This is a genomic window from Paraburkholderia nodosa (assembly GCF_001718195.1).
Classification (GTDB): Bacteria; Pseudomonadota; Gammaproteobacteria; order Burkholderiales; family Burkholderiaceae; genus Paraburkholderia; species Paraburkholderia nodosa_A.
The window spans coordinates 39005-64430 of the sequence record NZ_MCNV01000026.1; the positions used below are offsets into that span (position 1 = coordinate 39005).

Here is a 25426-nt window from a genome sequence, read left to right on the forward strand (position 1 = left end):
CAGCGGCGCTTTGACCAGGCAATCCGAGGCACCTCGTGCCGGTCCAGCGTCCTCATGCGCCCTGCTCCCCAACCACGGCCACGCAGGCGCAACGTTAAACACAATTTGTCCGAGTGTCGTTTCGCGACACTTCAGCATTGCTTTCGTGCGCCGCTCGCCTTGCGCGATGCACCATCGGCCCGCCTTCGTCGCTGACGCAACGTGGCGTGCCGTGCGCGAAATGTCGCCGCTATCGCGAAACGGTACTCTCCGGCAACCGTGGCGGGCCCTCATGGGTTCGTCGCAGTCATTGGAGATGCAGACCTTGACCGCTTCCACTTCCGGCGCGTCGGCGCAGACCGACCTTACCCTCGACGACATCACGATCGTCGACAAAAGCCTCCTCAAACGCGCCGTCGGCGCCATGGCGCTTGGCAACGCCATGGAATGGTTCGACTTCGGCGTGTACAGCTACATCGCCGTCACGCTCGGCCAGGTGTTCTTCCCGTCGAGCAGCCCCTCGGCGCAGCTCATCGCCACGTTCGGCACATTCGCGGCCGCGTTCGTCGTGCGCCCGATCGGCGGCATGGTGTTCGGGCCGCTCGGCGACCGCATCGGCCGCCAGCGCGTGCTCGCGATGACGATGATCATGATGGCCTGCGGCACCTTCGCCATCGGCTTGATTCCCTCGTACAAGTCGATCGGCATTGCCGCGCCGGCGCTTCTGCTCGTGGCACGCCTCGTTCAGGGTTTCTCGACCGGCGGCGAATACGGCGGCGCGGCGACCTTCATCGCCGAATTCGCCACCGACAAGCGCCGCGGCTTCATGGGCAGCTTCCTCGAGTTCGGCACGCTGATCGGCTACGTGTTCGGCGCGGGCACGGTTGCCGTGCTGACCGCCGTGCTCTCGCACCAGCAACTGCTCGACTGGGGCTGGCGCGTGCCGTTCATGATCGCGGGCCCGCTCGGCCTCGTCGGTCTCTATATCCGCATGAAGCTCGAGGAAACGCCGGCGTTCAAGCGCGAAGCGGAACTGCGCGAGGCCGAAGAGCACACGCGCCCCAAGCTCACGCTGCATTCGCTCCTCACACAGCATCTGCGCCCCTTCCTGCTGTGCGTGGGTCTCGTGCTGATCTTCAACGTGACCGACTACATGGCGCTGTCGTACCTGCCGAGCTACCTCTCGGCGACGCTGCACTTCAACGAGACGCACGGCCTCTTCCTCGTGCTGATCGTGATGGTGCTGATGATGCCGATGACGCTCGCGTTCGGCCGCCTGTCCGACGCCGTGGGCCGCAAGCCCGTGATGCTCGCGGGCTGCGTGGGCCTGATCCTGCTGTCGATCCCGTCGCTCACGCTGATCCAGACGGGCGCCCTCGTGCCGGTGTTTTTCGGTCTCCTGATCCTCGGCGCGCTGCTCTCGTGCTTCACGGGCGTGATGCCTTCGGCCCTGCCGGCGCTGTTCCCGACCGCGATCCGCTACGGCGCGCTCGCCATCGGCTTCAACGTCTCGGTGTCGCTGTTCGGCGGTACCACGCCGCTCGTGGCGGCATGGCTCGTCCAGCACACGCAGAACCTCATGATGCCCGCGTACTACCTGATGGGCGCAGCCGTGATCGGCATCATTTCGGTGCTGGCGCTGCATGAAACGGCGCGCCGCCCGCTGCCGGGCTCGGCGCCGAGCGTGAGCACCAGGGCGGAAGCGCACGCGGTGCTACGCGGGGTGCGCCTCGCGCGCGAACTCGACGAGGAATACGCCGTCGCCAACGCCGTGCGCGCCTGATAGGGCACCACTGAAACGCAAAAAGGCCAGCTTCGTGCTGGCCTTTTTTCTTGCGCGCTCGCTTGAGCCTATTCGACGAGATTGACGTGCTCGACGTCCAATGCGCCGTCGTCGCCGATCGTCAGCATCGCTGCCGAGATCGGCAATTTGAAACGGCGCGGCCCCGCGCTGCCGGGGTTCACGTACAGCACGCCCTCGCGCGTTTCGAGCATGGGCTTGTGCGAATGCCCGCTCACGACCACAGCAATGCCTTCGACAGCAGGATCGCCCTGCAGGTCAGGTAATTCGTGGACCACCGCAAGCCGGACCCCAGCGAACGCGACGGTCGTTTGCGCTGGCAACGCCTCGGCCCACGCGCCATGATCGTTGTTGCCGCGCACGGCGGTGAGCGGCGCGATGGCCGCGAGCGTGTCGAGCACGCGCTGATCGCAGATGTCGCCCGCATGCACGATGGCGTCCGCGCCCTCGACGAAGGCGAGTAGCTCCGGACGCAGCAGATTGTGCGTGTCGGAAACCAGTGCAACACGTAGCGGAGGTAGCGGATGTTTCGCGGACATGACGTTGCGTTTCAGTTGAATCCTGCCGATTATCGCCGCGCTCACGCCTCGCCGTCGCCTTCCTCAGGCGCTGCGCCGACGTACACCGCGAGCCAGACGCTCGGCACGGTCGGATCGGTCCATGACACGCGATGACGGCAGTGCGCCGGGATGTGCACATAGTCGCCGGGCAGCAGGCGTCGCGGCGGCACTGCCGGGTTCTCGAATTCCAGCGTCGCCGCGCCGGCGAGAAGCGCCACCCATTCCTCGCGCGCATCGTCGTACCAGAACCCCGGCGGGCTCGCCTGGCCCGTGGAGACGATGCGCTCGATCAGCACCCCGTCACGCGAAACGAGCGTGTCGAAGCGCTCATCCTCGGCATTTGCGTCGATGCCTGCGAAGAGATTGCCGAATGCAACCGTGTTCGGTTCGTTCATGCCAATGCGCTCATTCGAGAGGTTTCAGGCCGTCGAGCAAGGTCGGCACCAGCTCGCTCACGGTCGGGTGGATGTGCATCGCGTATTGCAGCGTCGTATAGGGCGCGTCGGCCGTCATCGTGTCGATGAACGTGTGGATCGCCTCGTCGCCCTCGATACCGAAGATCGCTGCGCCGAGAATACGTTGCGTTTGCGGGTCCACCAGCGCTTTCATGAAGCCGTCCGTCTCGCCGCGTTCGCGCGCGCGGCCCACGCGCGACATCGGCATGGTGGCGATGAGCGCGGGTTTGCCCCGCTCGCGCACTTCGCGCTCACTCATGCCGACGCGCGCGAGCGGCGGATCGACGAACACCGCGTAGGCGGGAATGCGTGTGTCGGCGCTGCGCGCTTTGCCGTCCAGCAAATTCGCCGCGACGATCTGAAAGTCGTCGTATGACGTGTGCGTGAACGCACCGCGGCCATTCACGTCGCCGAGCGCCCAGATGCCCTCTACGCGCGTGCGCAACTGGCCGTCCACGGCGATGAGCCCGTGGGCGTCGCGCTCGATGCCCGCCGCGTCCAGCCCCAGATCGTCCGTGTTAGGCAGGCGCCCAGTCGCGAAGAGCAGATGCGAAACGTCGAGCGAACCACTGTCGAGCGCGATGCGCACGCCAGCCTGGCCATCCAGCGGCGCAACGCTGCGCGGCTCTGCGCCGAAGCGAAACTCCACGCCTTCGCGTGCGAGCACGTCCTGGACCGCGCGCGAATAATCCTCGTCCTCGCGTGCGAGGACGCGCTGCCCGCGCACGAGCACCGTCACGCGGCTGCCGAAGCGGCGGAACATCTGCGCGAATTCGAGCGCCACGTAGCTGCCGCCGCAGATCGCCAGATGCTCGGGGAGTTGCGCGAGCGCGAGCAGCGTCGAGTTAGTCTCGTAGCGGATCGTCTCGACGCCGGGAATGGCAGGAATCAGCGCGCGTGTGCCCGTGTTGATGAAGATCTCGGGCGCTTCCAGATCGACCTGCGCGCCGTCGTGCGCAGCCACGCGCACCGTGTGGGCGCCCGTGAAGCGCGCGTGACCCTTGAACACGGTGACGTTCGGCGCATGGCGCAGCCACTGCTCGACGCCGTCGCGCGACGCCCCGATGATGCGCTCCTTGCGCGCCTTCACGAAGGCGAGATCGACGCGCACGTCGGCGGGCTGCGCACCCAATCCGATTTGCACGCCGAAGTCCGCCGCATGGCGCGCAACGTGGGCGGCACGCGCGCAGGCGACGTAGGCCTTGGTCGGCGTGCAGCCGACGTTCACGCAGGTCCCGCCGAATGACGCGCGCTCGATCACCGCGGTCTTGCGGCCGCTCTTGCCAAGCCGCACCGCGAGAGGCGGCCCGCTTTGCCCCGTGCCGATCACGATCGCATCGAAACGTTGTGCCATGCCGCTCTCCTTTGCCGTTGACGCGAGTTGAGCCGCGAGTCGCGAAAGGCGGCCGATCGCGCCATCTTACGCGCGACGAATAGCCACCGCCCGCAGCGTGATTGTGCGAATCGGGTACGCATTGGCACGTATTGCGAAGGGGGCGCAGGGGCAAAAAAAGAGCCGCCTCGCACGTCGAGGCGGCTCACAGGGTGACGTCGCAACAGCAAACGGGCGAAGCCGCTGCGCGTCAGGGGGATCGGAGAACTTCGGACACGCTTGCGTCAGGCGTTCGGTGAATCCGTGACTGGATATTCAATCGTTGAAGTTGAGGAAGCTCCGCGTGCGTGCAATCAGCACACAATCAGTGCACACAATCGGTGGCCGCACATTCTCCGTGGCCCGCGTTCCAGAGTTCGCGCGAGCGCAGGAATGCGGCGCGCGCTCCGCGCGTCGCCATCATCAGGCCGATTTGCCCCATGTTGAAGTCGTGCGACACCATCAGCTGCATCAGGTCCACCATCGGCAGGACCAATGCTGGCTGATATAACTGTCGTTCGATAAAGGATTTCATGACCGCTCCCGCTGCATGCCCCGCGTCCTCCTGACGCAAGGTCATTCCATGGTTGTCATTCTAGGAATGCGGCGTGCGTGGATAAATGGGCCGCCAGCGAAGTCACTTGTCGAGAATCGCAAACAATCGATCCGAATGTGGAAACAAGGGGTGCGGCGGCGGGGTCCGCCGTGTTCGCCGGGCATCGCGCGCGGCCGCGCCACACGGCTTTGGGCGAATTCCGGCCGTGCGGACGCGCTTCAGTCGAGGGGCGTAGCGACGAATTCCGGCAGTGTCTCGGCACGTGCGGAAAGCGCGGCAATCGCCGGATATCGGGCGGGATCAGCGCAGCCGGGCAGCATGTACTGGTTGAAACGCCACGCTACGGCCGCGGTGATGTCGGCCTGCGTGATGCGGCCCGCGCACAGCCAGCCGTCGCGACCCGCAACGAGTTGGTCGAGTACGGTCCAGGCCGCGTGCATCTGGGCGTTCACGCGCTCGAACCACGGCTCGTGCTGGCGCTCGGCGGGGCGCAACTGGCGTTCATAGACCTGCTGCACCGTCTTTTCCATGGCCGCGAGCGCGAAACCGTTCACGCGCAGCGCGAAGGTCCGCTCCTGCGCCTCCTCCGGCATGAGCCGCCGCGCGGCGGGCACTTTGCGGTCCAGATAGTCGAGGATCAGCGTCGAGTCGATCAACTGGGTGCCGTCGTCGTCGACGAAGGTCGGCGCCTTCACGACGGGATTGATCCGAGCAAATTCGTCGTACTGCCGAAATACCGAAATGCTGCGGTGCTCGAACTCGAGCCCCAGCACATGGAGCGAAATCGCGACGCGACGCACGTAGGGGGAGTCCATCATACCGATCAACTGCATGGGTTCACCTCGAACAGTAAAAAGGGATCGGACGTCGATCTTGCAGGAAGCCCCATCGCATTTCAAGCCACGTTGAGCATCCCGGAACGGCGCCACGGCAACGCGGTCGTTGTGCAAAAACACACCGTGTCGATGTGCCACGTCCGGCTCGCCGCACTGTAGGGCTACATTTGTTAGCAGACGTCGAATCTGACGCGTCGCGGCATTGTTGCGCCGCAGCGCTTCACCCAGCGTACCGGCGCCTTTTTACCGTGCCGCGCTGCTCAAGGCGCAGCGGCGTGCGGGGTGCAAGCAAAGGATGCCGAAGCATCAGGCAGACCGCATGAAAGCGGGTTTTTGCGCGCCGCATGTGCTGCAGTGCATCGCCGGGAAACTCCTGGATTCGGACGCCGAACGGCTGAGATAGTCTCAATGCACAAGGAGACGGAATCATGAGACAAGCATTCAACGTTGGTGTTGTCATCGTCCTCGCACTCCTCCTCGCGAATCGTGCCATGACACGTGTGCAGGCTCACGAGGCTGGCTCGCTTACCTGTGCCCAGGGCTCGGCACTCGTCAAGGCCGAAGCCCTCGTGCGCGGATTCGGCGAACACGGTGCGAGCGCCCAGAGCGAAAACTTCCTCTCTTCCTGTCTCGTTTCAGGCCAGGGTCAAGTCGGCGACCTGATCGCCCACGACTGAGCGCCAATGACTGAGCGCCCACGCCGCGAGCGCCCAGCCGCGTTTCGCGGCGTGGGCGCGGTTTAACGGCGCGACACGTGGTACCACGCTCGCTCGCGGCCCCACCGCCGGAGCGCGCTCATGACCATCCCCCGAACGCCGTTCAGCATTCGGCTGGACAGGGTCACACGCCCGCCACTGCGGACCTCGATGTCCGCGGCCGCCCCGATTACCGACCCGAAGCCAACGCCTGGCTACCCGACACCTTCGCCCTTGACTTCAGGTGCGACAAGTCGTCGACTTGCGCTGACGCCCGTAAGTTCACGCGCATCCGCGCCACCCGAAGTCGATACCTCCGCAGGCATCGCTCAGTCGCTCCCGCTCGTTGACGCAGGCGCGGGCGGTTCCACAGCGTCAAGCAAACCCGGCGCGCCGGGACGCACCGCTGCGGGTTGCCAATTCCCCGGGTTGGCGGCGAGAATGCTCGCGGACCACGGAGAATCTATGAAAGGTTGCATCCTGTTGTTTGGAGTCAGCATGCTGGCGGCGTGCACATCGGTAACGGCCGTCAATTCGAGACAGGATGGGCATCTCACCGTCACGAGCCGCGCGCGCTGGGAGCTTGTTTCGTGGAACCACGTGCGCGCAGTCGGGCTCAGCGAAGCCGAGGACTACTGCGAAAAACGGAAGAAGCAGTTGCACACGGTCGAGATCCACAGCGAAGGCGTGCGCGGCATGACGTCCCAGACAGTAGAAGTCATCTTCGACTGCATCTGAGGGGGACCGCATAGTCTTCTCGGCATCCGCGTCAAACGGGCGTTGCAGCCCGTTAGCGCGCTATTGCAGACCAGATTGCTCGAGATAGCGCAATAGTTTGTTGTCGTTCACCCTGATACCCAAATCGCATGAGCGCGCTAAACTGACGATACATTTTGTTACGTTTAGGGCCGCGTCATGTTGACCGCATTCTTTATCGCCTGCCCCTTCGGCATCGCGGCATTGTTCGGGTTCGCAAGGCTGATCAATCCTCTCACCGGGAAGATCGGTAGTCGTTGATTGCGCAAGCGCCCGGTTGCGGCGCAGCGCCCGACTGATCCTCGCGCCGCCATTCTGCGCGGCTGCCTCGGGCTTTTCCCGCCCTATCCTGTTTTTCTCTTCGGTGTAGCCAGATCCCTTCGTGCGCCCGCACGGATTTAGCCATGCAAATGAAAAACCCGCGAAGCCTGAAGCTATCGCGGGTTTCGGGAATCCAGCGGCATTCGCTGGAACAACAACATCTGGTGCCGGGGACCGGACTCGAACCGGCAAGCCGTAAGGCGGCGGATTTTCGTCACACCACGTCTTTCGACGCCACGCGCCATGCATGGGCGCGCGTTCGTGCGCTGGACTATGCCTTCACCGTCGCTGAGCGCCGCGTAATCTCACGCCGCGCCTGGCCTTAGGCGCCCCCCGTCTAGTCTCTACACCTTCCTGACCACCGCTTTGCGCGGCAGCCGGCTTGGCTCGGCGTTGCCTCGGCGCCTCGCGCGCGACGCGCTTCCAGGCCCAGGGGTTTCGCCGAATTTGAGGGGTTCTGCACCGGCCGTTTCCGGTCGGGCACTCAATCGTTTCTTAAGTCCGCTATGTTTACCAATTTCATCACCCCGGCAGGGCGGACGCGATTCTACCATTGCCCGGCGCACCTCCCAAAGGCGGGACGGGGGACCGCATCCGTCATCTGCCGGTCATACGCATTTTTCATAATCGGCCCCATCGAAAACGTTTACATACGACGCCGGGGCCGATCGCATGACGCCAACCATCAAGGATGTCGCCGCACACGCCGGATTCTCGATCGCCACCGTGTCGCGCGCGATCAATGCGCCTCATACGGTCAACCCCGTCACGCTCGCGCGGGTGCGCGAAGCAATCGACGCGCTGAAGTTCCGCCCGAACCCGCTCGGCCGCCAGTTGCGCGGCGAGCGCACGCGTCTGATCGGCGTGGTGCTGCCCACGCTCGCCAATCCGGTGTTCGCCGAGTGCCTGCAGGGCATCGACGAACTCGCCGCGGCGCAGGGCTTCCGCCTCATGCTGATGACCACGCAGTACGACGCCGAACGCGAGCGTCATGCGATCGAGACGTTGCGCGCGCAACGTGTCGAGGGGCTGATCCTGACCGTCGCCGACGCCGACACCCACCCCCTGCTCGACGAACTCGACGCGGACGGCCCGCTCTACGTGCTGATGCACAACGACACGAAACGGCGCCCTTCGGTGTCGGTGGACAACCACCAGGCCGCGTGCGACGGCGTGCGCATGCTCATCGCGCACGGCCATCGCCGCATCCTCATGCTGGCCGGCACGCTCGCCGCCTCCGACCGCGCGCGCCAGCGCCATGCGGGCTATGCACTCGCAATGCAGCAGGCCGGCCTCACGCCCGCGCCGGCCCTCGAAGTCGATTTCAACGCGCAAGAGCTTGCGCCTCCGGTGCTCGCACATCTGACGAGCGGGCCCGCGCGGCCCACGGCCCTCTTCTGCAGCAACGACCTGCTGGCCATGGTCGTGATGCGCGGACTGCGCCGCGCCCGCCTGCGCGTGCCGCAGGACATGTCGATTCTCGGCTTCGACGGCCTCGCGATGAGCGAACTGCTCGCGCCGCCGCTTGCGAGCATCGGCACGCCGAACCGCGATATCGGCTGCGAAGCGTGGCAATGCCTGATGGCGCGCATCGGCGGCCAGTATGCGGGGCCGCTCGCCAATACGCTGCCGCACACCTTGCGCACCGGCGGCACCATCGCGGCGATCGCGCACGCGCCGCTCGGCGCGCGTGGAAGCGCGATCGATCGCGGCCTCGAACTCGGCGGCGCGCTCTCGTGAGTCAGTGGCGCGTCTGAGGAACAAACCGAACCAGCCGAACAATCCGGGGCCGTGCACGCACGCGGCCCTCATCCACCAGAACGCTCTCGCAACCGACCTGGAGACCTGCCTTGACCAGCCGACTCGCCTTTGCCGGCCCGCTTTCGCTTGTGCCCGTGCGCGCCGTCCTGCGCACGCTAGCCGCACCCGTGCGGCGCCTGACCCGCTTCGCCCGCTCCTCCCGCGCGCTGCCGCTCGCCGCGAGCGCCGCCGCCCTCGTAGCGGGATTTGCCGCGCCACTGACGGCGCAGGCCGATCAGACCGCCATCTGCTACAACTGTCCGCCCGAATGGGCCGACTGGGCGAGCCAGATTCAGGCTATCCAGAAAGAGACCGGGATTCGCGTGCCGTTCGACAACAAGAACTCCGGCCAATCCATCGCACAACTGATGGCCGAGCAGAAGAGCCCGGTCGCCGATGTCGTTTATCTCGGCGTGTCATCGGCATTCCAGGCGAAGGACAAGGGCGTGATCACGCCGTACAAGCCCGCGCACTGGAACGACATTCCCGCCGACCTGAAGGACCCGCAAGGCTACTGGTTCGCCATCCACTCGGGCACGCTCGGCTTCTTCGTCAACAAGGACGCGCTCGAAGGCAAGCCGGTGCCGCGTTCGTGGGCCGATCTCCTCAAGCCCGAGTACAAGGGCATGGTCGGGTACCTCGATCCGTCGAGCGCCTTCGTGGGTTATGCGGGCGCGGTAGCCGTGAATCTCGCGTTGGGCGGCACGCTCGACAACTTCCAGCCCGCTTTCGAATGGTTCGGCAAGCTCAAGGCCAACCAGCCGATCGTGCCGAAGCAGACCGCCTACGCGCGCGTGCTGTCGGGTGAGATTCCGATCCTGCTCGACTACGACTTCGACGCCTACCGCGCCAGGTACAAGGACCACGCAAACGTCGAGTTCGTGATCCCCAAGGAAGGCACGATTTCGGTGCCCTACGTGATGAGCCTCGTGAAGAACGGCCCGCACGAAGCGAACGGCAAGAAGGTGCTCGACTTCGTGCTGTCCGACGAAGGCCAGAAGCTCTGGGCCAATGCCTACCTGCGCCCGGTGCGCGCAAGCGCGCTCTCGCCGGAAGCGGCTTCGAAGTTCCTGTCCGCGAGCGATTATGCACGCGCAAAACCCGTGGACTTCGCGAAGATGGCGGCGCAGCAGCAGGCGTTCGGCGAGCGCTATCTGCAGATCATGCACTGATACCCCGGCCGATCACTTCCATGCATGACCTCACTTTTCCGCTGCGCTGGCGTGTGGCGCTCATCGCGCCCGCGCTCGCGGTGTTCCTCGCCTTCTGGCTGCTGCCGATGATCGCACTCGTGCAGGTGAGCGCCGACGGACACTTCTTCGAGACTTATCGCGCACTCCTGACGAATGGCCGTTACATGAGGAGCCTTGGCGCGACCATTGCGCTCTCGGCCGCCGTGACCGCGGCAACGCTCGTGATCTCCACGATCTGCGGCCTTCTGCTCGCACGGCGCACGTTCGCGGGGCGGCGCGCGCTCGTCGCGCTGCTCACGTTTCCGCTGGCGTTTCCGGGCGTGGTGGTCGGCTTCATGGTGATCATGCTCGCCGGCCGCCAGGGGCTCATCGGCGCGCTCTCGCTACGGCTCACCGGCGAGCGCTGGGTGTTCGCGTACTCGATGGCGGGACTCTTCGCGGGCTATCTGTACTTTTCGATTCCGCGCGTGATCGTGACCGTGATGGCCTGCGCAAGCCAGCTCGACGGCTCGCTCGAAGAGGCCGCGCGATCGCTTGGCGCGTCGTCGTGGCGCGTGCTGTGCGATGTGATCCTGCCCGCGCTCGCGCCCGGCCTCGTCGCCGCAGGAGCGATCTGCTTCGCGACCGCGATGGGCGCGTTCGGCACGGCCTTCACGCTCGCCACCGACATCGACGTCCTGCCGATGACGATCTATACCGAGTTCACGCTCAACGCGAACATGGTCACCGCAGCCGGCCTCTCGATCGTGCTCGGTCTCGTGACGTGGGCGGTGCTCACGCTCGCGCGCAGCGTGACGGGCGCGGCCGTCGCGGCCACGGCATGAGCACGCTGTGGTTTTCGAGGACTCCAGAATGAATTCGGTCGTCAATCCCGCCGCAACGGCTGCGCAAGACATGCACGAAGCGCCCGGCCAGCCGCCCGCCGCGCGGCGGCGCTTCGCCCGGCCCTCGGTGCGCGCATGGATTGCGTGCGCGCAATGGCTCGTCACGCTCGCCACCTGCGCATTTCTCATCGTGCCCGTGGTGATGTCGATCGTCGCGGGGCTTACCGTCAACTATTTTCGCGGCGTCGCGAGCGGCCTTACGCTGCGCTGGCTCGACCAGGTCTGGGCGCAGTATCACGCGAGCGTCTTTCTCTCGCTCGAAGTGGCGGCCGCCACGCTCGTCATCACGCTCGTGACCGGCGTGCCCGCGGGCTATGCGCTCGCACGCAGCCGCACGCGCCTCTCGCGCCTGATCGAGGAATTGCTCGTGCTGCCCGTTGCGCTGCCCGGCCTCGCTTCGGCGCTCGCCCTGCTCGTGGTGTACGGCGGCTTCAGCACCTTTCGCATGAGCGCGGCATTCATCGTGGTCGGCCACGTGGTGTTCACGCTGCCGTTCATGGTGCGGCCCGTGGCAGCCGTGTGCGCGTCGGCGGACCTGCGCACGCTCGAAGAAGGCGCGGCGAGCCTCGGTGCGAGCTTCTGGCAGCGCTTCACGACCATCGTGCTGCCCAATGCACGGCCCGGCATCGTGGCGGGCGCGCTCGCGGTGCTCACGCTTTCGATCGGCGAATTCAATCTCACCTGGATGTTGCACACGCCCGACACCAAAACGCTGCCAGTCGGCCTCGCGGACACTTACGCGTCGCTGCGCATCGAAGTGGGCAGCGCCTACACGATCCTCTTCTTCGTCATGACGATGCCGCTGCTCGTGGCGATGCAATGGCTCGGCGTGGACGTGCCCGGCGCCTCGGGAAAGCCCACTGGCAAGCAGCGCCTCGCAGGCCAGCAAAATAGCGACAAGGATTCCGAATGAAACTCGAACCGATCCCGATTACGCTCACGCGCTGCGCGAAGACGTTTCGCGGCACGCGCGTGCTCGAACCGCTCGACCTCGCGATCGGCGCCGGCGAAACGCTCGTGCTGCTCGGCCCTTCGGGCTGCGGCAAGACCACCACGCTGCGCATGATCGCGGGTCTGGAAACGCCCGACGCCGGCGGCCGCGTGGCCTTTGGCGACGAGGACGTGACCGCGCTGCCGATCGAGCAGCGCAAGGTCGGCATGGTGTTCCAGAACTACGCCCTCTTTCCGAACCTCGACGTGCGCGGCAACATCGGCTATGGCCTGAAAATCCAGCGCGTTCCCGCCGCCGACGCGCGCGCACGCGTGGACGAATTGCTCGCGATGATGCGTCTCGAAGCGCACGCGACCAAGCCCATCAACCAGCTTTCGGGCGGCCAGCGCCAGCGCGTGGCGCTCGCACGCGCGCTCGCGCCACGCCCGCGTGTACTGCTGCTGGACGAGCCGCTCACCGCGCTCGATGCGCGCCTGCGCGACACCTTGCGCAGCGAGATGAACGCGCTGTTGCGCGAGCTGGGCGTGACGACGGTCTACGTCACGCACGATCAAGCCGAGGCGATGGAGCTGGGCGACCGCATCGTCGTGATGAGCGCAGGCCGCATCGAGCAGATCGGCACGCCGCGCGAGATCTATTTCCGGCCTGCGAGTCGTGCGGTCGCGCAGTTCGTCGGCACGCTCAACCGGATCGCCGGAGAATGGCAAGGTGGCATGCTGCGCACGAGCGGCGGCGCCGTGCCGGCCGGCCCGTACCAGACGAGCGGCGCCGCCGAGCTGTATTTCCGCCCCGAAGACGCCACGCTCGCCGACCCTGTCGGCGCGCAGCTACGCGGCGTGATCGAGCAGGCGACCTTTCTCGGCGAGCGCACGCGGCTCACGATCGGCGGCGCGGCGCCCGATGCCCTGCTCGTCGACGTGGCGGGCCGCGTCGAGCTGGCGCGCGGCACGCCGGTCGGCATTTCGATTGCCCCTGAAGCGCTCATCGCGCTCGCGTAATTCTTACTCAATGAGGACTACCATGCTGCTGGCCCAGATCAGCGACCTGCACATCAAGCCACCGGGCGCGCTCGCCTATCGCCGCGTCGATACGGCCGCGAGCCTCGCACGCACCATCGCGCGGTTGAACGCGCTCACGCCGCGCCCCGACGCGGTGCTCATGACCGGCGACCTCGTCGACCAGGGCTCGGTCGAGGAATACCGGCACCTCAAGTCGCTGCTCGACACGCTCGAGATTCCGTACTGGCTCCTGATCGGCAACCACGACGCGCGCGAGCCGCTGCGCGAAGTATTCGCCGATCGGCCCGAACTGCGCGAAGGCGGCGAGTTCATCCAGTACGCCGTTGACCTCGGCGCGCTGCGCGTGATCGCGCTCGACTCCATGCAGCCGGGGCAAAGCGCGGGCACACTCTGCGCGGCACGCCTCGCGTGGCTCGCGCAGCAACTCGACGCGGCGCGCGGCAAGCCCGTGATCGTCGCGCTCCATCACCCGCCGTTCGACTGCGGCATTGGCCATATGGATGCGATCCGGCTCGACGACGGCGCCGCGCAGGCGCTCGAAGCGCTCGTGGCGCAGCATCCCAACGTCGAGCGCGTGCTGTGCGGTCACGTGCACCGGCCCATGTTCGTGCGCTTCGGCGGCACGATCGCTGCGGCCGTGCCCGCGCCGGCCCACCAGGTCACGCTCGACCTCGCGCCCGACGCGCCCTCCACCTTCACGCTGGAGCCGCCCGCCTTCGCGCTGCATCGCTACGATCCGCGGGGCGGGATCGTCACGCATCATGGCTACGTCGATCCATTCGACGGACCGTATCCGTTCTACGAGCCCTCGGGCGAGCTGATTGCCTGAAAGCGCGACAGGCGGCCCGCTCCCGGGCCGCCAGCGCGATTGTGCGCGCTCCGGTATGATCGGCACGCTCGAAGCCTGCCTTTCGCATCACCGGGCGCCGCCCGCATCGCACATGTCCACACCTGATTCCGCAACCGCTGGCGCAAGCCAGTCGCTGCGCGGCCTGCTGCTCCTGCTCGCGACCATCGCGGGCGTCACGGTCGCGAACATCTACTTCAACCAGCCGCTGCTCGACGATTTCCGCCAGAGCTTCCCGGCCGGCGCCGCGTGGATCGGCGCCGTGCCGGCCGGCACCCAGCTCGGCTACGCAGCGGGCATGCTGCTGCTCGCGCCGCTCGGCGACCGCTACGACCGCCGCCGCATCATCCTGCTGCAAACCGCCGGCCTGTGCGTCGCGCTGCTCGTCGCGGCCACGGCGCCCTCGCTTGCCGTGCTGGTCGGCGCGAGCCTCGCGATCGGCATCCTCTCCACCATCGCGCAGCAGGCCGTGCCGTTTTCCGCGGAACTCGCGCCGCCCGAGGCGCGCGGCCACGCGGTGGGCACGGTGATGAGCGGCCTCTTGCTCGGCATCCTGCTCGCGCGTACCGCGGCCGGTTTCGTCGGTCAGTACTTCGGCTGGCGCGCGGTATTCGGCGCGTCGATCGTCGCGCTGCTCGTGCTCGCGCTCGTCATCGTGAAAAAGTTGCCGAAGAGCCAGCCGACCTCGACGCTCGGCTACGGCAAGCTGCTCGGCTCGATGTGGCATCTCGTGCTGGAGCTGCCCGGACTGCGTGAAGCATCGGCGACCGGCGCCTGCCTCTTCGCCGCGTTCAGCCTCTTCTGGCCCGTGCTCACGCTGCTGCTCGCGGGCGAGCCGTTCCATCTCGGGCCGCAGGCGGCGGGCCTGTTCGGCATCGTCGGTGCGGCGGGCGCGCTGGCCGCGCCGATGGCGGGCCGCTCCGCCGACAAGCGCGGGCCGCGCGCTGTCATCACGATGTCGATCGCGCTGATGGCGCTCGCGTTCGTGATCTTCGCATTCTCCGGCACGAGCCTGATTGGCCTCGTGATCGGCGTGATCGTGCTCGACGTGGGCGTGCAGGCCGCGCAGATCTCGAATCAGTCGCGCATCTACGCGCTGCGCCCCGAGGCGCGCAGCCGCGTGAATACGGTGTTCATGGTCTGCTACTTCATTGGCGGCGCGACCGGTTCCGCCGTGGGCGTAACCGCGTGGCACGCATTCGGCTGGATCGGCGTGTGCGCAGCGGGCATCGCATTCACGGCGCTCGCCGGCTGGATTCACCATGCAACGCGCCCGCGCATGGGCGCGGGCGCGCGGACTTCTTCCTGAGGGCTGGCGTCAGGCGTTATTTGCTCGCATACAGCAAATCGGTCATATCGTCGGCGTGCTCTTCCTCCGTCGCGAGGATTTCCTCGAAGATGCGTCGCGTCGTGGTGTCGTCATGACCGAGATAATTGATGATCGCGCGATAGCTCTCGATGGCGATGCGCTCCGCGATCAGATTCTCGCGGATCATGTCCTTCAGGTCGACCCCTTCCTTGTATTCCGAGTGCGAGCGCTCGAGCAGCGTTGCCGGCGAGAAGTCTGGCTCGCCGCCTAGCTGCACGATCCGGGCCGCGAGCATATCGGCGTGCTGCTGCTCCTCGGTCGCGTGCTGGAGAAACTCGGCCGCCACCGACTCGGACTCGATGCCCTTCGCCATGAAATGGTGCCGCTTGTAGCGCAGCACGCACACGAGCTCCGTGGCGAGCGAATCGTTGAGCAACTTGAGCACGGTCTCGCGATTCGCGGGGTAGTCCGACGTGACCGGCCCCTGGTCGAGATTGCGGCGCGCCTCATCGCGTACGCGCTTGAGATCGAACTCAAACGAAGCGTGTGTCTTCGACATCTGACTCTCCTTCGAACATGACATGCATGAGTGGGATTGGGTTTCGCATGCGCGCGTCATCGGTGCATCACGCCTAGCAGCAACGTGACGACGAAGACCACGAGGAAGATATAGAACAGGATCTTGGCGATTTCGGCCGCGCCCGCAGCGATTCCCGTGAAGCCGAACACGGCGGCGATGATCGCGATGATGAAAAACACGATGGCGTAGTGAAGCATGGCGTAGTCCTCCTTGTGGGCGGATGTGCTGCGCTATGTCGCGCCTGCGTCAGCGCTAGCGCAAGCCGCGGACCCGACGCCTGCGCACACGCAGACGCATGGCGGCACAAATGACCGGGCACGAGACATGCTGGAGAGTGATCTCCTTTGACACCGTGGAGGACTTCCTCATGAAACGCCTGATTGCCCTCTTTCTCGTTACCGCATCGCTGGCAGCGCTCTCGGCCTGCAACACGATGGCGGGTGCCGGCGAGGACGTTTCCGCAGGCGGCCACGCCCTCACGAATTCGGCGGAAAAGGCAAAATAGTGTCCGGCAAACGGTAAAGGCGCCGGAATGACGGCTAACGCGTGCGCGTAGCTCGTACGTACGCTACCGGCATCGATCACCGGTGAACGACGAAGTCGCGGCCGCTGTGCGCCTCGCAGGCGCAGCGGCCGCGCACGCAACGCGGCGCGACGACGCGAGGCGCGTCGCGAAGGCAGGATGAACTCAGGCAGTGCGGCGGCGGTCGTCGAACAGGAACGACAGACCCACGCTGCCGAGAATCAGCACGGTCGCGACAACGGTTGCGCTCGTGACCGGCTCGCCGAGCAGCAGCGCGCCGAGTGCGACGGCAACAACGGGATTCACGTACATGCAACTGCTCGCGACGAGCGGGCTGGTATGGCGGATCAGGTAGCCATAAGCGACGTAGGCCGCCATCGTGCCGATGAAAAGCAGGTAGAGAAACGCCACGAGCGGCAGGAAATGCAGCTCGCCCATGCGTTCGCCGCTGATCCACGCGACCGTCGTCGAAATGGCGCCGCCCAGGCCGATCTGCAGCGCCGTCGCGACGAAGAGATCGGTCGGCAACGTGAGCTTGCCCGCCAGATGCGCGCCGATTGCCCAGAAGAGCGCGCCGCACAGAATCGCGAGGCTGCCGCCCGCCGAGCCGGCCGCGGCACCGCCGTGGCTCAGGATGGCAATGCCGACGAGGCCGAGCGCGACCGCGGCCCATTCGGCCTTTGCCACGCGCCGCCCGGTGACCGCCGAGATCACGGTCGCAAAGAGCGGCACCGTGGCGACCATCACGGCCGCCTTGCCGGTGCCCACTGTACGCATGCCGTAGGCGAGCATGCCGCTCGACAGGCCCACGAGCAGCGTGCCCACCACGCCCGCGTTGCGCACTTCGAGCAGCGTTGGCATGACGGGCCGCCGGCGCATGGCGAAGACGAACAGGCCGATCCCGGCGAGCAGATTGCGCAAGCCGGAAAGCAGGAGCGGCGGGAAAGAATCGAGCGCGACTTTCACGCCGAGATACGTCGAGCCCCAAACGAAGTAGACGACGGCGAGCGAGAGCGCAACGCGCCCGGTGCGCGATTGCGGCAGCCGTACGGCACGCGCGAAACGCCATAGCGCGGCTGCGACCTGCTTGGCCCCGGCGAATAAAGATTGAGTGTTCACGTGGAAAGGCAAACGGGGAGGCATCGTCAATTCACCGCGGCAGGTGAAAGGCAGGACCGCGGGCGCCCCGGCAGCAAGGTGGCGGGACGTGTGAAGCTCGACGGCATGGTGCAGATGCGCAAAAACGCGAAAAAAGACGGAGTACGAAGGACACCCGGGACGGGCGAAGCGCATTATGCAACAACGCCGGGTGTTGCGGATGCTTTCAGGATGCTTTATGCGCAGCGATTCGTTGCGTGCGCGTCACAGTGTGAGCGGCGCAAGCGAGGACCGTGGATCGCGCACCAAATTGCCGTGTAACGGCCGCGTTGCGCCGCGCTGGGAAGACCGTGCTAGCATGACAAAACCTTTCGCTTAACTTTCACCAACCGGATTTCATACACGCCGCTCGCCATGCTTTCGCTCGTTTCGCGTCCCGTATTCGCCTTGCCGCCGCGTCATTTGCGCGGCGCGTCGGCACGCGTACGCGCCGAGCGCGAGCGAACCGCGCCGTGGCCTCTCGACACCCGAGCGCGCGCCCTAGCTACTCTCTCCGCTCCGCTTTACGCCGCCCGGCGTCCGCACTGAATCGCCTCCCCAACCCATCGGAGCCGGTCGGTCGGGCTCCGGGCCGATCCGTTACACCGCCGTTACGCCCCGCTGCGGCCCGCGCCCGATTGCGCGAGTTCGCTCCCAGCCCTCGCCGTTACCTCGAATCTTTTCTGGATCGCAAGGAAGACTGCCATGTCGAAGAAAATCCGTTACTTCACCGAACTCGATGTCGCCCGCCTCGAAAAATGCGCCGCCGAACCCGGCGCCGCGCCCGCGCGCCAGGCCATGCTCGACGAACTCCTCGAACACGCCGTGATCGTGGAATCGCGCGACATGGCCGCCAACGTCGTGACGATGAACTCGCAGGTCACGCTCGTGGACGAGCGTAACGGCGCATCCCTCACGTACACCGTCGTCTATCCGCATGAGGCGAACGTCGACGCCGGGCGCCTGAACGTGTTCTCACCCGCGGGTCTCGCGCTCCTCGGCGCGAAGCGCGGCAACGCCGTGCGCTTCACGACGCCGGGCGGCGCGGTCGAAACCCTGAAGATCGAGCGCATCCTGTTTCAGCCGGAAGCTTCGAAGGATTTCACGCTGTAAACTCGGCCCATACTACACATCGCGACACCCCGCGCCTGACACATCGCGCGCGAGATGGCACTTGCCAGATCGTCGCAGCGCGGTGTATCGTTTGGCCTTGCTTACGCGGGGGTCCTGCGTCATGCGCCGCATCGAACGAAAGTCGTGCAGCGTATTTCGCGGGTGAGAAATACCCTTTGAACCTGATCTGGATAATGCCAGCGCAGGGAAGCGTCCGGACTTCGCAACATCGCTCAGCGCCTCACCTCATCACAGCGAAGTCCGTCCACGTTCCGTCTCGTCTCCTGCTAAGCCGCTGTTCCCACTTTGCTTTGCATGGAGAGAGAGACGCATGAACGCGAATCCGAAGTTCATTTCCGCCAACGCGCACGTCGACGAAGCCGCGATCGCGCCGCTGCCCAATTCCCGCAAGATCTACGTGACCGGTTCGCAGCCCGATATCCGCGTGCCGATGCGCGAGATCACGCAGGCGGATACGCCCACGGGCTTCGGCGGCGAGAAGAATCCGCCGATCTACGTCTACGACACCTCGGGTCCGTACACCGACCCTGAAGCGAAGATCGACATTCGTGAGGGCCTGCCTGCGCTGCGTCAGGGCTGGATCGAAAAGCGCGGCGACACCGAAGCGCTGCCGGGCCTCTCCTCCGAATACGGCCGCGAGCGCGCCGCCGACCCCGCGACGGCCGAACTGCGCTTCCCCGGCCTGCACCGCACGCCGCGCCGCGCGAAGGCCGGCAAGAACGTCACGCAGATGCACTACGCGCGTCAGGGCATCATCACGCCGGAGATGGAATACATCGCGATTCGCGAGAACCAGCGCCGCGCCGAGTATCTGGAAAGCCTCAAGGCGAGTGGCCCGAACGGCGCGAAGCTCGCGGCGATGATGGGCCGCCAGCATCCGGGCCAGGCGTTCGGCGCAGCCGCCTTCGGCGAGAACGCGCTCAAGGCAATCACGCCCGAGTTCGTGCGCGACGAAATCGCGCGCGGCCGCGCGATCATTCCGGCGAACATCAACCACCCGGAAAGCGAGCCGATGATCATCGGCCGCAACTTCCTCGTGAAGATCAACGCGAACATCGGCAATTCGGCGGTCACTTCGTCGATCGGCGAAGAAGTCGACAAGATGACGTGGGCGATCCGCTGGGGCGGCGACACGGTCATGGACCTCTCGACCGGCAAGCACATCCACGAAACGCGCGAGTGGATCATCCGCAACTCGCCGGTGCCGATCGGCACGGTGCCGATCTACCAGGCGCTCGAAAAGGTCAACGGCAAAGCCGAAGACCTCACGTGGGAAATGTTCCGCGACACGCTCATCGAGCAGGCCGAACAGGGCGTGGACTACTTCACGATTCACGCGGGCGTGCGCCTGCAATACGTGCCGCTCACCGCGAACCGCATGACGGGCATCGTCTCGCGCGGCGGCTCGATCATGGCCAAGTGGTGTCTCGCGCATCACAAGGAGTCCTTCATTTATGAGCATTTCGAAGAGATCTGCGAAATCATGAAGGCATACGACGTGAGCTTCTCGCTCGGCGACGGCCTGCGTCCCGGCTCGATCTACGACGCCAATGACGAAGCGCAACTCGGCGAACTGAAGACGCTTGGCGAGCTCACGCAGATCGCGTGGAAGCACGACGTGCAGGTGATGATCGAAGGCCCGGGCCACGTGCCGATGCAGCTCATCAAGGAGAACATGGATCTCCAGCTCGACTGGTGCAAGGAAGCGCCCTTCTACACGCTCGGGCCGCTCACCACCGACATCGCGCCGGGCTACGACCATATCACCTCGGGCATCGGCGCTGCGATGATTGGCTGGTTCGGCACGGCCATGCTCTGCTATGTCACGCCGAAGGAACACCTGGGCCTGCCCAACAAGGACGACGTGAAGGAAGGCATCATCACGTACAAGCTCGCGGCGCATGCGGCCGATCTCGCGAAGGGTCACCCGGGCGCGCAGGTGCGCGACAACGCACTGTCGAAGGCGCGCTTCGAGTTCCGCTGGGAAGACCAGTTCAACCTCGGCCTCGATCCGGACAAGGCGCGCGAGTTCCACGACGAAACGTTGCCGAAGGACTCGGCCAAGGTCGCGCACTTCTGCTCGATGTGCGGCCCGCACTTCTGCTCGATGAAGATCACCCAGGACGTGCGCGACTTCGCGGCCAGGCAAGGCGTGAGCGACGACGAGGCCCTCAAGAAGGGTATGGAAGTGAAGGCGGTCGAGTTCATCAAGCAAGGCGCCGAAATCTATCAGCGCCAGTAAGCGCTGACTTCGGGCTGACTCAGGGCTCACTACGCCCCGGCGGGCGCTCGCCGCCCGCCGAAACATTTACTAACGATTCCCACAACTCTCTGACAAGCGCACACACCCTGATACGGGTCGCGTGGCTAGCATGAGGGTGTCGAAGGCGCAGCGTGCGTGCCAGCGCACGCCGCACCGCACACTCGAACGCATCATGCGTAGGGAGTCGAAAAATGAATACGCTCAAACGTGCACGCACGCTACTCACGGTGACGACACTCATCGCCGTGCTGGGCAGTCTTGGCGCTTGCGACAACATGTCGAGACGCGACCGCGATACGGTGATCGGCGCGGGCGTGGGTGGCGTGGCCGGCGCGGCGATCGGCGGCAATGCGCTCTCCACCGTGGGCGGCGCAGCGGTGGGTGGCGTGATCGGCAATCAGGTAGGCAAGTAAGTAGCAAACAGGCATAGAGCCAGTACGGATCGACGATGCGGCTGCACGACGGGCTGCACGATCGAAGCGACGGCACAGAACAGAAACGACACGACAGGCAACACGCCATCCACGGCGTGCATCAGGGAAGGATGCGCGGCGCAGACCCTCACGGGCTGCGCCGCGTTTGCTTGGGTCGCTGGCGTCGCGGCCGCAGGACTGCGCGAAATATTCGGTTAACGACGCATCGCGCAAAGCGTGTTCGCACGGCGTAAGCTCGAACGAATCAGACGGCCCGAGCCTGATGGCGATCATCCTGCGCGGCCGTTCGCCACTCGCGGAGCCCGCCATGAAACGTCCGTCTGTGCTTGTGATCGCCGCCGCGAGCGCGCTCCCCGCGCTTTCCGGCTGCTACTACTACGCCCCCTACGGCTACCCGCCCTACTACTACGGCACCGTGCCCGTCGCCGCCATACAGCAGGAAACCGCGGTCGTGCAAACGGCGCCGAACCCCGCGCCTGCCGCCGTGCCCGACGCGCAGTATCCGGGACCGCTCTATCCCTCGCCGCCGGTTGCGATCGCCGTGCCTGCGTGGCCGGCCTATCCAGCATCTCCAGCGGTCTACCCCCCGACCTATCCCGCCTACTACCCTTACCCTGCGTACGGCTGGGGCTGGGGCGCGCCCGCCGTCTCTTTCGGCTTCGGCTACTGGGGCGGCGGCAGGCACTGGCATCACTGATGTTCACGCACCCAGCCACGCCGCGAACTGCGCCACAAAACGGTGCCGGACCGTACTTTCCCTCCTTGACGCTCCCGTGTCGTTATCTATCCTCCAAGTGGGCTAGCGGGGATTGAAGCAGCGCCTTAACTCGGCCGCCTGGCCGGGCCCTGAACTCCACAGCCGACGACGCGCCCCGGCGCATGCTGCCGCACTGCTGCGCCGACAACGAACCAGCATAAAGGAGACGTGATGTTCCACCAGCTGTTGACCCCCATCGGCAATTCGCTGCTGTTTTCGTTTCTGATCGCCGTGCTGCCGATTCTCACCGTGCTCGCCCTGCTCGGCTGGGCGCGGCGGCCTGCATGGCAAGCCTCGCTCGCGGGGCTCGTGGTCGGTCTGATCGTCGCGATCGCCGGCTGGCAGTTTCCGGTCAATCTCGCGATCAACTCGGTGCTCGCGGGCGTGGTGTTCGCACTCTGGCCGGTGATGTGGATCGTCGTCACGGCGATCCTGCTCTACAACATCGCGCTGCGCTCGGGCCGCTTCGCGGCGTTTCGCATGTGGTTGCTCGACAATCTGCCCAACGACCGGCGCATCGTGCTCGTCGTGGTCGGCTTCTCGTTCGGCGCGCTGTTCGAAGGGATTTCCGGCTTCGGCACGCCTATCGCCATCACGAGTTCGCTGCTCATCATGCTCGGCTTCCCGACGCTCGAGGCCCTGACCTTCACGCTCATCTTCAACACGGCGCCTGTTGCGTTCGGTGCGCTCGGCGTGCCGATCACGGTGCTCGGCGCGGTCACGCACCTGCCCGCCGATCTGCTCGGTCAAATGGTCGGCCGCCAGTTGCCGTTCTTCGCCTTGCTGCTGCCGTTCTATGTCATTGCGATCTACGCGGGCATGGGCGGCATGCTGCGCATCTGGCCGGTGCTGCTCGTCTCGGGCGGCAGCTTCGCCCTCACGCAGTTCATCACCGCCAACTTCATCAACTACAGCCTCACCGACGTGCTCTCGTCGCTCGTCTCGCTGATCCTCACCATCCTGTTCCTGCGCGTGTGGAAGCCCGCGCCCGATCCGCGCTTCGCCATCAAGGTCGATCGCGCGAAGGAAGCGCGCGGCGCCGTGACGGGCGCGCAGGGCTGGTATCCGTGGATCATCGTCGCGGCCGTCGTGATCATCTGGACCGTCGCGCGGGTCTTCACGATCGGCGAGGTGAAAGTGCCGTGGCCGGGCCTCGACAAGGCCGTCTACATCACGCTCTACAACACGCCCTATGGCGCGATCTGGGACTTCCAGCCGCTCGCCACCGGCACGGCGATTCTCGTCGCGGCGATCATCACCGCGTTCGTCGTGCGCCTGAAGCCCGCCGATTTCGGCGTCGCGATCGTCGATACCTGGGTGCAGACGCGCATCGCCATCCTCACGGTCGCGACCATCGTCGGGCTCGCGTTCCTCATGAACTACTCGGGCCTCACCTATACGCTGGGTCTCGCGGTGTCTTCGGTCGGCGCGTTCTTCCCGCTCGTTTCGGCCTTCCTCGGCTGGGTCGCGGTGTTCCTTTCGGGCAGCGACACCTCGGGCAATGCGCTGTTCGGCAACCTCCAGGTGGTAGCCGCGAAACAGCTCAATCTCAACCCCATCCTGATGGCGGCGACCAACTCGTCGGGTGGCGTCATGGGCAAGATGATCTCGCCGCAAAACATCGCGACGGGCGTCGCCACCACGGACCTCAAGGGCCAGGAAGGCATTGTGTTCGCGAAGACGTTCAAGCACTCGATCCTGTTGACCGTGTTGCTCGGCATCCTCGTGTGGCTGCAGCAGAACGTGCTCACCTGGATGATTCCGCACTGAGTACGGCTCGCGCGCGGGCATGAAAAAACCCGCCTGCGCGGCGATGCGCAGGCGGGTTTTCTTTTGCGGCCTTGAGCCAGACAACGCTGGCTCGAGCGTGCGCGCAATGTTTAGTGCAGTTCGTCGACCACGAGGCTCATGATCTCCTGCGCCGGACGCGACGAGTCGATCTGGCCACTGTCGTCCACGATCGCGACGCGCGTCTGGTTGTCCGTCACGGCGCGCACGTTGAGCTTGTACTGCTTCGCGGTCTTTTCCTTGCGGCCGTGGAAGATCTGGTTCCAGAAGCCCTGCTCGTCCGAGCTGTGGTCCTTCGGATCGACATAGCGCACGTAGTAGATGCCCTTCGTGCGGTCGCGATCGTCCACCGTGAAGTTGGCGCGGTCGAGCGCGATGCCCACGCGCACCCATGCGCGGTCGTACGGCTCACCGAGCGTGAGCTCCGACGAAGTGTACTGACCCGACGTGCCCTGCGCGTTCGACGAGCCGCTGCCCGATTGCTGGCCCACGGCCGCGACGTTCTGCGCGGCCATGGCGGCCGCAGCGGCGTCCGGAGCCTTCGACTTCGCGTCGGTGCCCTTGCTGTTGGCCTTGGCGTCGGCTTCGGCCGCGACCTGCGCGTCGGGCACGCCCGGCTTCGCGTTCGCGAGCGTCATCATGAGGCGCTTGAGGTACTCGGCTTCGAGCGCGGGATCGTTGGGCTTCGGCACCCACTTGCTGGTGTCGTTGTTGGTGCCCGAGAGCTGTTCGCTCAGACCCTTCTGGCTGATGAACACATAGGTGCCGCCGCTGGGCGACGTTTCGAGGCGCGTGCGGTACTTGTTGCGCTCGGCAGTCACGTACGAGTTGCCCGTGGCCCACGAGAGCGTGTTGCGGATGAGGCCGTCGCTGATCTTCGGATGGGTTTCGTTCCAGTCCGTTTCCATCACGCCCTTGTCGCGCTGGTCGACCACGAGCAGGAAGCCCTGTTCCTGCCAGAAGCGGCGCACTTGCGCCCAGACCTGCTCGGGCGTGCGGCTGTCGATGACGAGCCAGCTTTCCGTGCCGTCACGCTGGATATGCATGCCCGGCACCTGCGGGACCACCTGGGCCTCGTCGGACTGCGGCGCGGCGGCCTGGGTCTGCTTGAGCGAGGACAGCGAGGTTTCGCCGCCCTGCGGCGCGAGCGAGCGCTGGTCGGACGCTTCGTCGAGCATGTTCGGCGGCACAGCGAGCGAGGACTGCTTCGCCTTGGCGTCACTACGGTAATCGATCTTGCCTGGCGTCGGCGAGCTGCAGCCGGCGACCAGCCCGCCCGCCATCAGAAGCGCGAGCGCGCGTGCGGCAAGACGTTGATGAAAATCACTCATGTTCGGGTAATCCCTTCGGCTACGCCACGGCCAGTTTCCGTGGATCAACCAAACATTTTACCGGTCCGGCGGCCCGCTGTGCAAAAACCACGGGGTGGCACGCAATCCAGGCCCGATATCCGCAGCGGCGACGCGCGCCGAACC

At 65.8% G+C, this 25426-nt stretch carries 26 protein-coding genes and 1 riboswitch; of the genes, 17 read left to right on the forward strand and 9 right to left on the reverse strand.

Going from position 1 to position 25426, the window contains the following annotated elements; genetic code table 11:
• The first annotated feature begins 304 nt into the window (after window positions 1-304).
• A complete protein-coding gene (gene proP, locus BFD71_RS31195) occupies window positions 305-1762 on the forward strand; it encodes a glycine betaine/L-proline transporter ProP (RefSeq protein ID WP_069268198.1) in 1458 nt (485 codons plus the stop codon).
• Window positions 1763-1830: 68 nt separating this feature from the next.
• Here proP and BFD71_RS31200 read toward each other — a convergent pair whose 3' ends face one another.
• The 5 genes from BFD71_RS31200 to BFD71_RS31220 all read right to left on the reverse strand — a co-directional run bounded on the left by BFD71_RS31200 (window position 1831) and on the right by BFD71_RS31220 (window position 5556).
• Window positions 1831-2319: a metallophosphoesterase family protein gene (locus BFD71_RS31200; RefSeq protein WP_069268199.1), complete on the reverse strand. Its 489-nt coding sequence runs from the start codon at window positions 2317-2319 to the stop codon at window positions 1831-1833.
• A 41-nt stretch (window positions 2320-2360) separates the two neighbouring features.
• On the reverse strand, window positions 2361-2735 hold the full coding sequence (locus tag BFD71_RS31205; RefSeq protein WP_069268158.1) for a cupin domain-containing protein: 375 nt from the start codon (window positions 2733-2735) through the stop codon (window positions 2361-2363).
• 10 nt (window positions 2736-2745) lie between these two features.
• The gene (locus tag BFD71_RS31210) at window positions 2746-4149 is read right to left on the reverse strand and encodes an FAD-containing oxidoreductase (RefSeq protein ID WP_069268159.1); all 1404 of its coding nucleotides are present in this window, start codon (window positions 4147-4149) and stop codon (window positions 2746-2748) included.
• 343 nt (window positions 4150-4492) lie between these two features.
• A complete protein-coding gene (locus BFD71_RS31215; protein ID WP_370684329.1) occupies window positions 4493-4747 on the reverse strand; it encodes a hypothetical protein in 255 nt (84 codons plus the stop codon).
• A 194-nt stretch (window positions 4748-4941) separates the two neighbouring features.
• Window positions 4942-5556: a glutathione S-transferase family protein gene (locus BFD71_RS31220; protein ID WP_069268160.1), complete on the reverse strand. Its 615-nt coding sequence runs from the start codon at window positions 5554-5556 to the stop codon at window positions 4942-4944.
• A gap of 431 nt (window positions 5557-5987) precedes the next feature.
• Between BFD71_RS31220 and BFD71_RS31225 the strand changes: the two genes are divergently transcribed.
• The 10 genes from BFD71_RS31225 (at window position 5988) to BFD71_RS31265 (ending at window position 15335) form a co-directional block, all read left to right on the forward strand.
• Window positions 5988-6236, forward strand: coding sequence for a hypothetical protein (locus BFD71_RS31225; protein ID WP_069268161.1), 249 nt, complete (start codon window positions 5988-5990; stop codon window positions 6234-6236).
• Between the two features lie 483 nt (window positions 6237-6719).
• On the forward strand, window positions 6720-6992 hold the full coding sequence (locus BFD71_RS31230) for a hypothetical protein (protein ID WP_069268162.1): 273 nt from the start codon (window positions 6720-6722) through the stop codon (window positions 6990-6992).
• A 422-nt stretch (window positions 6993-7414) separates the two neighbouring features.
• Complete coding sequence (locus BFD71_RS40890) at window positions 7415-7657, forward strand: hypothetical protein (RefSeq protein WP_141710864.1); 243 nt, start codon at window positions 7415-7417, stop codon at window positions 7655-7657.
• A gap of 346 nt (window positions 7658-8003) precedes the next feature.
• Window positions 8004-9071, forward strand: a complete 1068-nt coding sequence (locus BFD71_RS31235) for a LacI family DNA-binding transcriptional regulator (protein WP_069268163.1) — start codon at window positions 8004-8006, stop codon at window positions 9069-9071.
• A gap of 227 nt (window positions 9072-9298) precedes the next feature.
• Window positions 9299-10303, forward strand: coding sequence for an ABC transporter substrate-binding protein (locus tag BFD71_RS31240; RefSeq protein WP_370684331.1), 1005 nt, complete (start codon window positions 9299-9301; stop codon window positions 10301-10303).
• Between the two features lie 20 nt (window positions 10304-10323).
• Window positions 10324-11148 (forward strand): ABC transporter permease, encoded by an 825-nt coding sequence (locus tag BFD71_RS31245; protein WP_069268164.1) that lies wholly within the window; start codon window positions 10324-10326, stop codon window positions 11146-11148.
• A gap of 70 nt (window positions 11149-11218) precedes the next feature.
• Entirely contained in the window at window positions 11219-12121 is a 903-nt protein-coding gene (locus tag BFD71_RS31250) for an ABC transporter permease (protein WP_069268202.1), read from the forward strand.
• Complete coding sequence (locus BFD71_RS31255) at window positions 12118-13158, forward strand: ABC transporter ATP-binding protein (RefSeq protein ID WP_069268165.1); 1041 nt, start codon at window positions 12118-12120, stop codon at window positions 13156-13158. The genes BFD71_RS31250 and BFD71_RS31255 overlap by 4 nt, the downstream gene beginning before the upstream one ends.
• A gap of 22 nt (window positions 13159-13180) precedes the next feature.
• Window positions 13181-14008: a phosphodiesterase gene (locus BFD71_RS31260; RefSeq protein WP_069268166.1), complete on the forward strand. Its 828-nt coding sequence runs from the start codon at window positions 13181-13183 to the stop codon at window positions 14006-14008.
• A 112-nt stretch (window positions 14009-14120) separates the two neighbouring features.
• The gene (locus tag BFD71_RS31265; protein WP_069268203.1) at window positions 14121-15335 is read left to right on the forward strand and encodes an MFS transporter; all 1215 of its coding nucleotides are present in this window, start codon (window positions 14121-14123) and stop codon (window positions 15333-15335) included.
• 16 nt (window positions 15336-15351) lie between these two features.
• Here the strand turns inward: BFD71_RS31265 and BFD71_RS31270 are convergent, their stop codons facing one another.
• Both BFD71_RS31270 and BFD71_RS31275 read right to left on the reverse strand, forming a co-directional pair.
• Entirely contained in the window at window positions 15352-15894 is a 543-nt protein-coding gene (locus BFD71_RS31270) for a ferritin-like domain-containing protein (RefSeq protein WP_256094991.1), read from the reverse strand.
• A gap of 56 nt (window positions 15895-15950) precedes the next feature.
• A complete protein-coding gene (locus BFD71_RS31275; protein ID WP_028204224.1) occupies window positions 15951-16112 on the reverse strand; it encodes a DUF1328 family protein in 162 nt (53 codons plus the stop codon).
• Window positions 16113-16282: 170 nt separating this feature from the next.
• Here BFD71_RS31275 and BFD71_RS31280 point away from each other — a divergent pair, with 170 nt between their 5' ends.
• On the forward strand, window positions 16283-16420 hold the full coding sequence (locus tag BFD71_RS31280) for an entericidin A/B family lipoprotein (RefSeq protein ID WP_042264962.1): 138 nt from the start codon (window positions 16283-16285) through the stop codon (window positions 16418-16420).
• 183 nt (window positions 16421-16603) lie between these two features.
• Here the strand turns inward: BFD71_RS31280 and BFD71_RS31285 are convergent, their stop codons facing one another.
• Complete coding sequence (locus BFD71_RS31285; RefSeq protein WP_370684330.1) at window positions 16604-17557, reverse strand: EamA family transporter; 954 nt, start codon at window positions 17555-17557, stop codon at window positions 16604-16606.
• A 723-nt stretch (window positions 17558-18280) separates the two neighbouring features.
• Here BFD71_RS31285 and BFD71_RS31290 point away from each other — a divergent pair.
• From BFD71_RS31290 to BFD71_RS31310, 5 genes are all read left to right on the forward strand, one after another.
• A complete protein-coding gene (locus tag BFD71_RS31290) occupies window positions 18281-18688 on the forward strand; it encodes a GreA/GreB family elongation factor (protein WP_069268168.1) in 408 nt (135 codons plus the stop codon).
• Window positions 18689-18785: 97 nt separating this feature from the next.
• A riboswitch (TPP riboswitch) is annotated at window positions 18786-18915 on the forward strand.
• A gap of 104 nt (window positions 18916-19019) precedes the next feature.
• Window positions 19020-20951 carry a phosphomethylpyrimidine synthase ThiC gene (gene thiC / locus BFD71_RS31295; RefSeq protein ID WP_069268169.1) on the forward strand — a complete coding sequence of 644 codons (1932 nt, stop codon included), beginning with the start codon at window positions 19020-19022 and terminating at the stop codon, window positions 20949-20951.
• A gap of 212 nt (window positions 20952-21163) precedes the next feature.
• Window positions 21164-21385 (forward strand): glycine zipper 2TM domain-containing protein, encoded by a 222-nt coding sequence (locus tag BFD71_RS31300; RefSeq protein ID WP_069268170.1) that lies wholly within the window; start codon window positions 21164-21166, stop codon window positions 21383-21385.
• A gap of 328 nt (window positions 21386-21713) precedes the next feature.
• On the forward strand, window positions 21714-22103 hold the full coding sequence (locus BFD71_RS31305; RefSeq protein WP_069268205.1) for a hypothetical protein: 390 nt from the start codon (window positions 21714-21716) through the stop codon (window positions 22101-22103).
• Between the two features lie 231 nt (window positions 22104-22334).
• The gene (locus BFD71_RS31310) at window positions 22335-23933 is read left to right on the forward strand and encodes an L-lactate permease (protein WP_069268171.1); all 1599 of its coding nucleotides are present in this window, start codon (window positions 22335-22337) and stop codon (window positions 23931-23933) included.
• Window positions 23934-24043: 110 nt separating this feature from the next.
• On the opposite strand, the gene bamC is transcribed toward BFD71_RS31310, so the two are convergent.
• Entirely contained in the window at window positions 24044-25282 is a 1239-nt protein-coding gene (gene bamC / locus BFD71_RS31315; protein WP_069268172.1) for an outer membrane protein assembly factor BamC, read from the reverse strand.
• Window positions 25283-25426 lie beyond the last annotated feature (144 nt).

Coding starts and splice junctions, on each gene's coding strand:
- BFD71_RS31200 (WP_069268199.1), bottom strand. CDS start 2,319: ATGTCCGCGAAACATCCGCTACCTCCGCTACGTGTTGCACTGGTTTCC.
- BFD71_RS31205 (WP_069268158.1), bottom strand. CDS start 2,735: ATGAACGAACCGAACACGGTTGCATTCGGCAATCTCTTCGCAGGCATC.
- BFD71_RS31210 (WP_069268159.1), bottom strand. CDS start 4,149: ATGGCACAACGTTTCGATGCGATCGTGATCGGCACGGGGCAAAGCGGG.
- BFD71_RS31215 (WP_370684329.1), bottom strand. CDS start 4,747: ATGACCTTGCGTCAGGAGGACGCGGGGCATGCAGCGGGAGCGGTCATG.
- BFD71_RS31220 (WP_069268160.1), bottom strand. CDS start 5,556: ATGCAGTTGATCGGTATGATGGACTCCCCCTACGTGCGTCGCGTCGCG.
- BFD71_RS31225 (WP_069268161.1), top strand. CDS start 5,988: ATGAGACAAGCATTCAACGTTGGTGTTGTCATCGTCCTCGCACTCCTC.
- BFD71_RS31230 (WP_069268162.1), top strand. CDS start 6,720: ATGAAAGGTTGCATCCTGTTGTTTGGAGTCAGCATGCTGGCGGCGTGC.
- BFD71_RS40890 (WP_141710864.1), top strand. CDS start 7,415: ATGCAAATGAAAAACCCGCGAAGCCTGAAGCTATCGCGGGTTTCGGGA.
- BFD71_RS31235 (WP_069268163.1), top strand. CDS start 8,004: ATGACGCCAACCATCAAGGATGTCGCCGCACACGCCGGATTCTCGATC.
- BFD71_RS31245 (WP_069268164.1), top strand. CDS start 10,324: ATGCATGACCTCACTTTTCCGCTGCGCTGGCGTGTGGCGCTCATCGCG.
- BFD71_RS31250 (WP_069268202.1), top strand. CDS start 11,219: ATGCACGAAGCGCCCGGCCAGCCGCCCGCCGCGCGGCGGCGCTTCGCC.
- BFD71_RS31255 (WP_069268165.1), top strand. CDS start 12,118: ATGAAACTCGAACCGATCCCGATTACGCTCACGCGCTGCGCGAAGACG.
- BFD71_RS31260 (WP_069268166.1), top strand. CDS start 13,181: ATGCTGCTGGCCCAGATCAGCGACCTGCACATCAAGCCACCGGGCGCG.
- BFD71_RS31265 (WP_069268203.1), top strand. CDS start 14,121: ATGTCCACACCTGATTCCGCAACCGCTGGCGCAAGCCAGTCGCTGCGC.
- BFD71_RS31270 (WP_256094991.1), bottom strand. CDS start 15,894: ATGTCGAAGACACACGCTTCGTTTGAGTTCGATCTCAAGCGCGTACGC.
- BFD71_RS31275 (WP_028204224.1), bottom strand. CDS start 16,112: ATGCTTCACTACGCCATCGTGTTTTTCATCATCGCGATCATCGCCGCC.
- BFD71_RS31280 (WP_042264962.1), top strand. CDS start 16,283: ATGAAACGCCTGATTGCCCTCTTTCTCGTTACCGCATCGCTGGCAGCG.
- BFD71_RS31290 (WP_069268168.1), top strand. CDS start 18,281: ATGTCGAAGAAAATCCGTTACTTCACCGAACTCGATGTCGCCCGCCTC.
- thiC (WP_069268169.1), top strand. CDS start 19,020: ATGAACGCGAATCCGAAGTTCATTTCCGCCAACGCGCACGTCGACGAA.
- BFD71_RS31300 (WP_069268170.1), top strand. CDS start 21,164: ATGAATACGCTCAAACGTGCACGCACGCTACTCACGGTGACGACACTC.
- BFD71_RS31305 (WP_069268205.1), top strand. CDS start 21,714: ATGAAACGTCCGTCTGTGCTTGTGATCGCCGCCGCGAGCGCGCTCCCC.
- BFD71_RS31310 (WP_069268171.1), top strand. CDS start 22,335: ATGTTCCACCAGCTGTTGACCCCCATCGGCAATTCGCTGCTGTTTTCG.
- bamC (WP_069268172.1), bottom strand. CDS start 25,282: ATGAGTGATTTTCATCAACGTCTTGCCGCACGCGCGCTCGCGCTTCTG.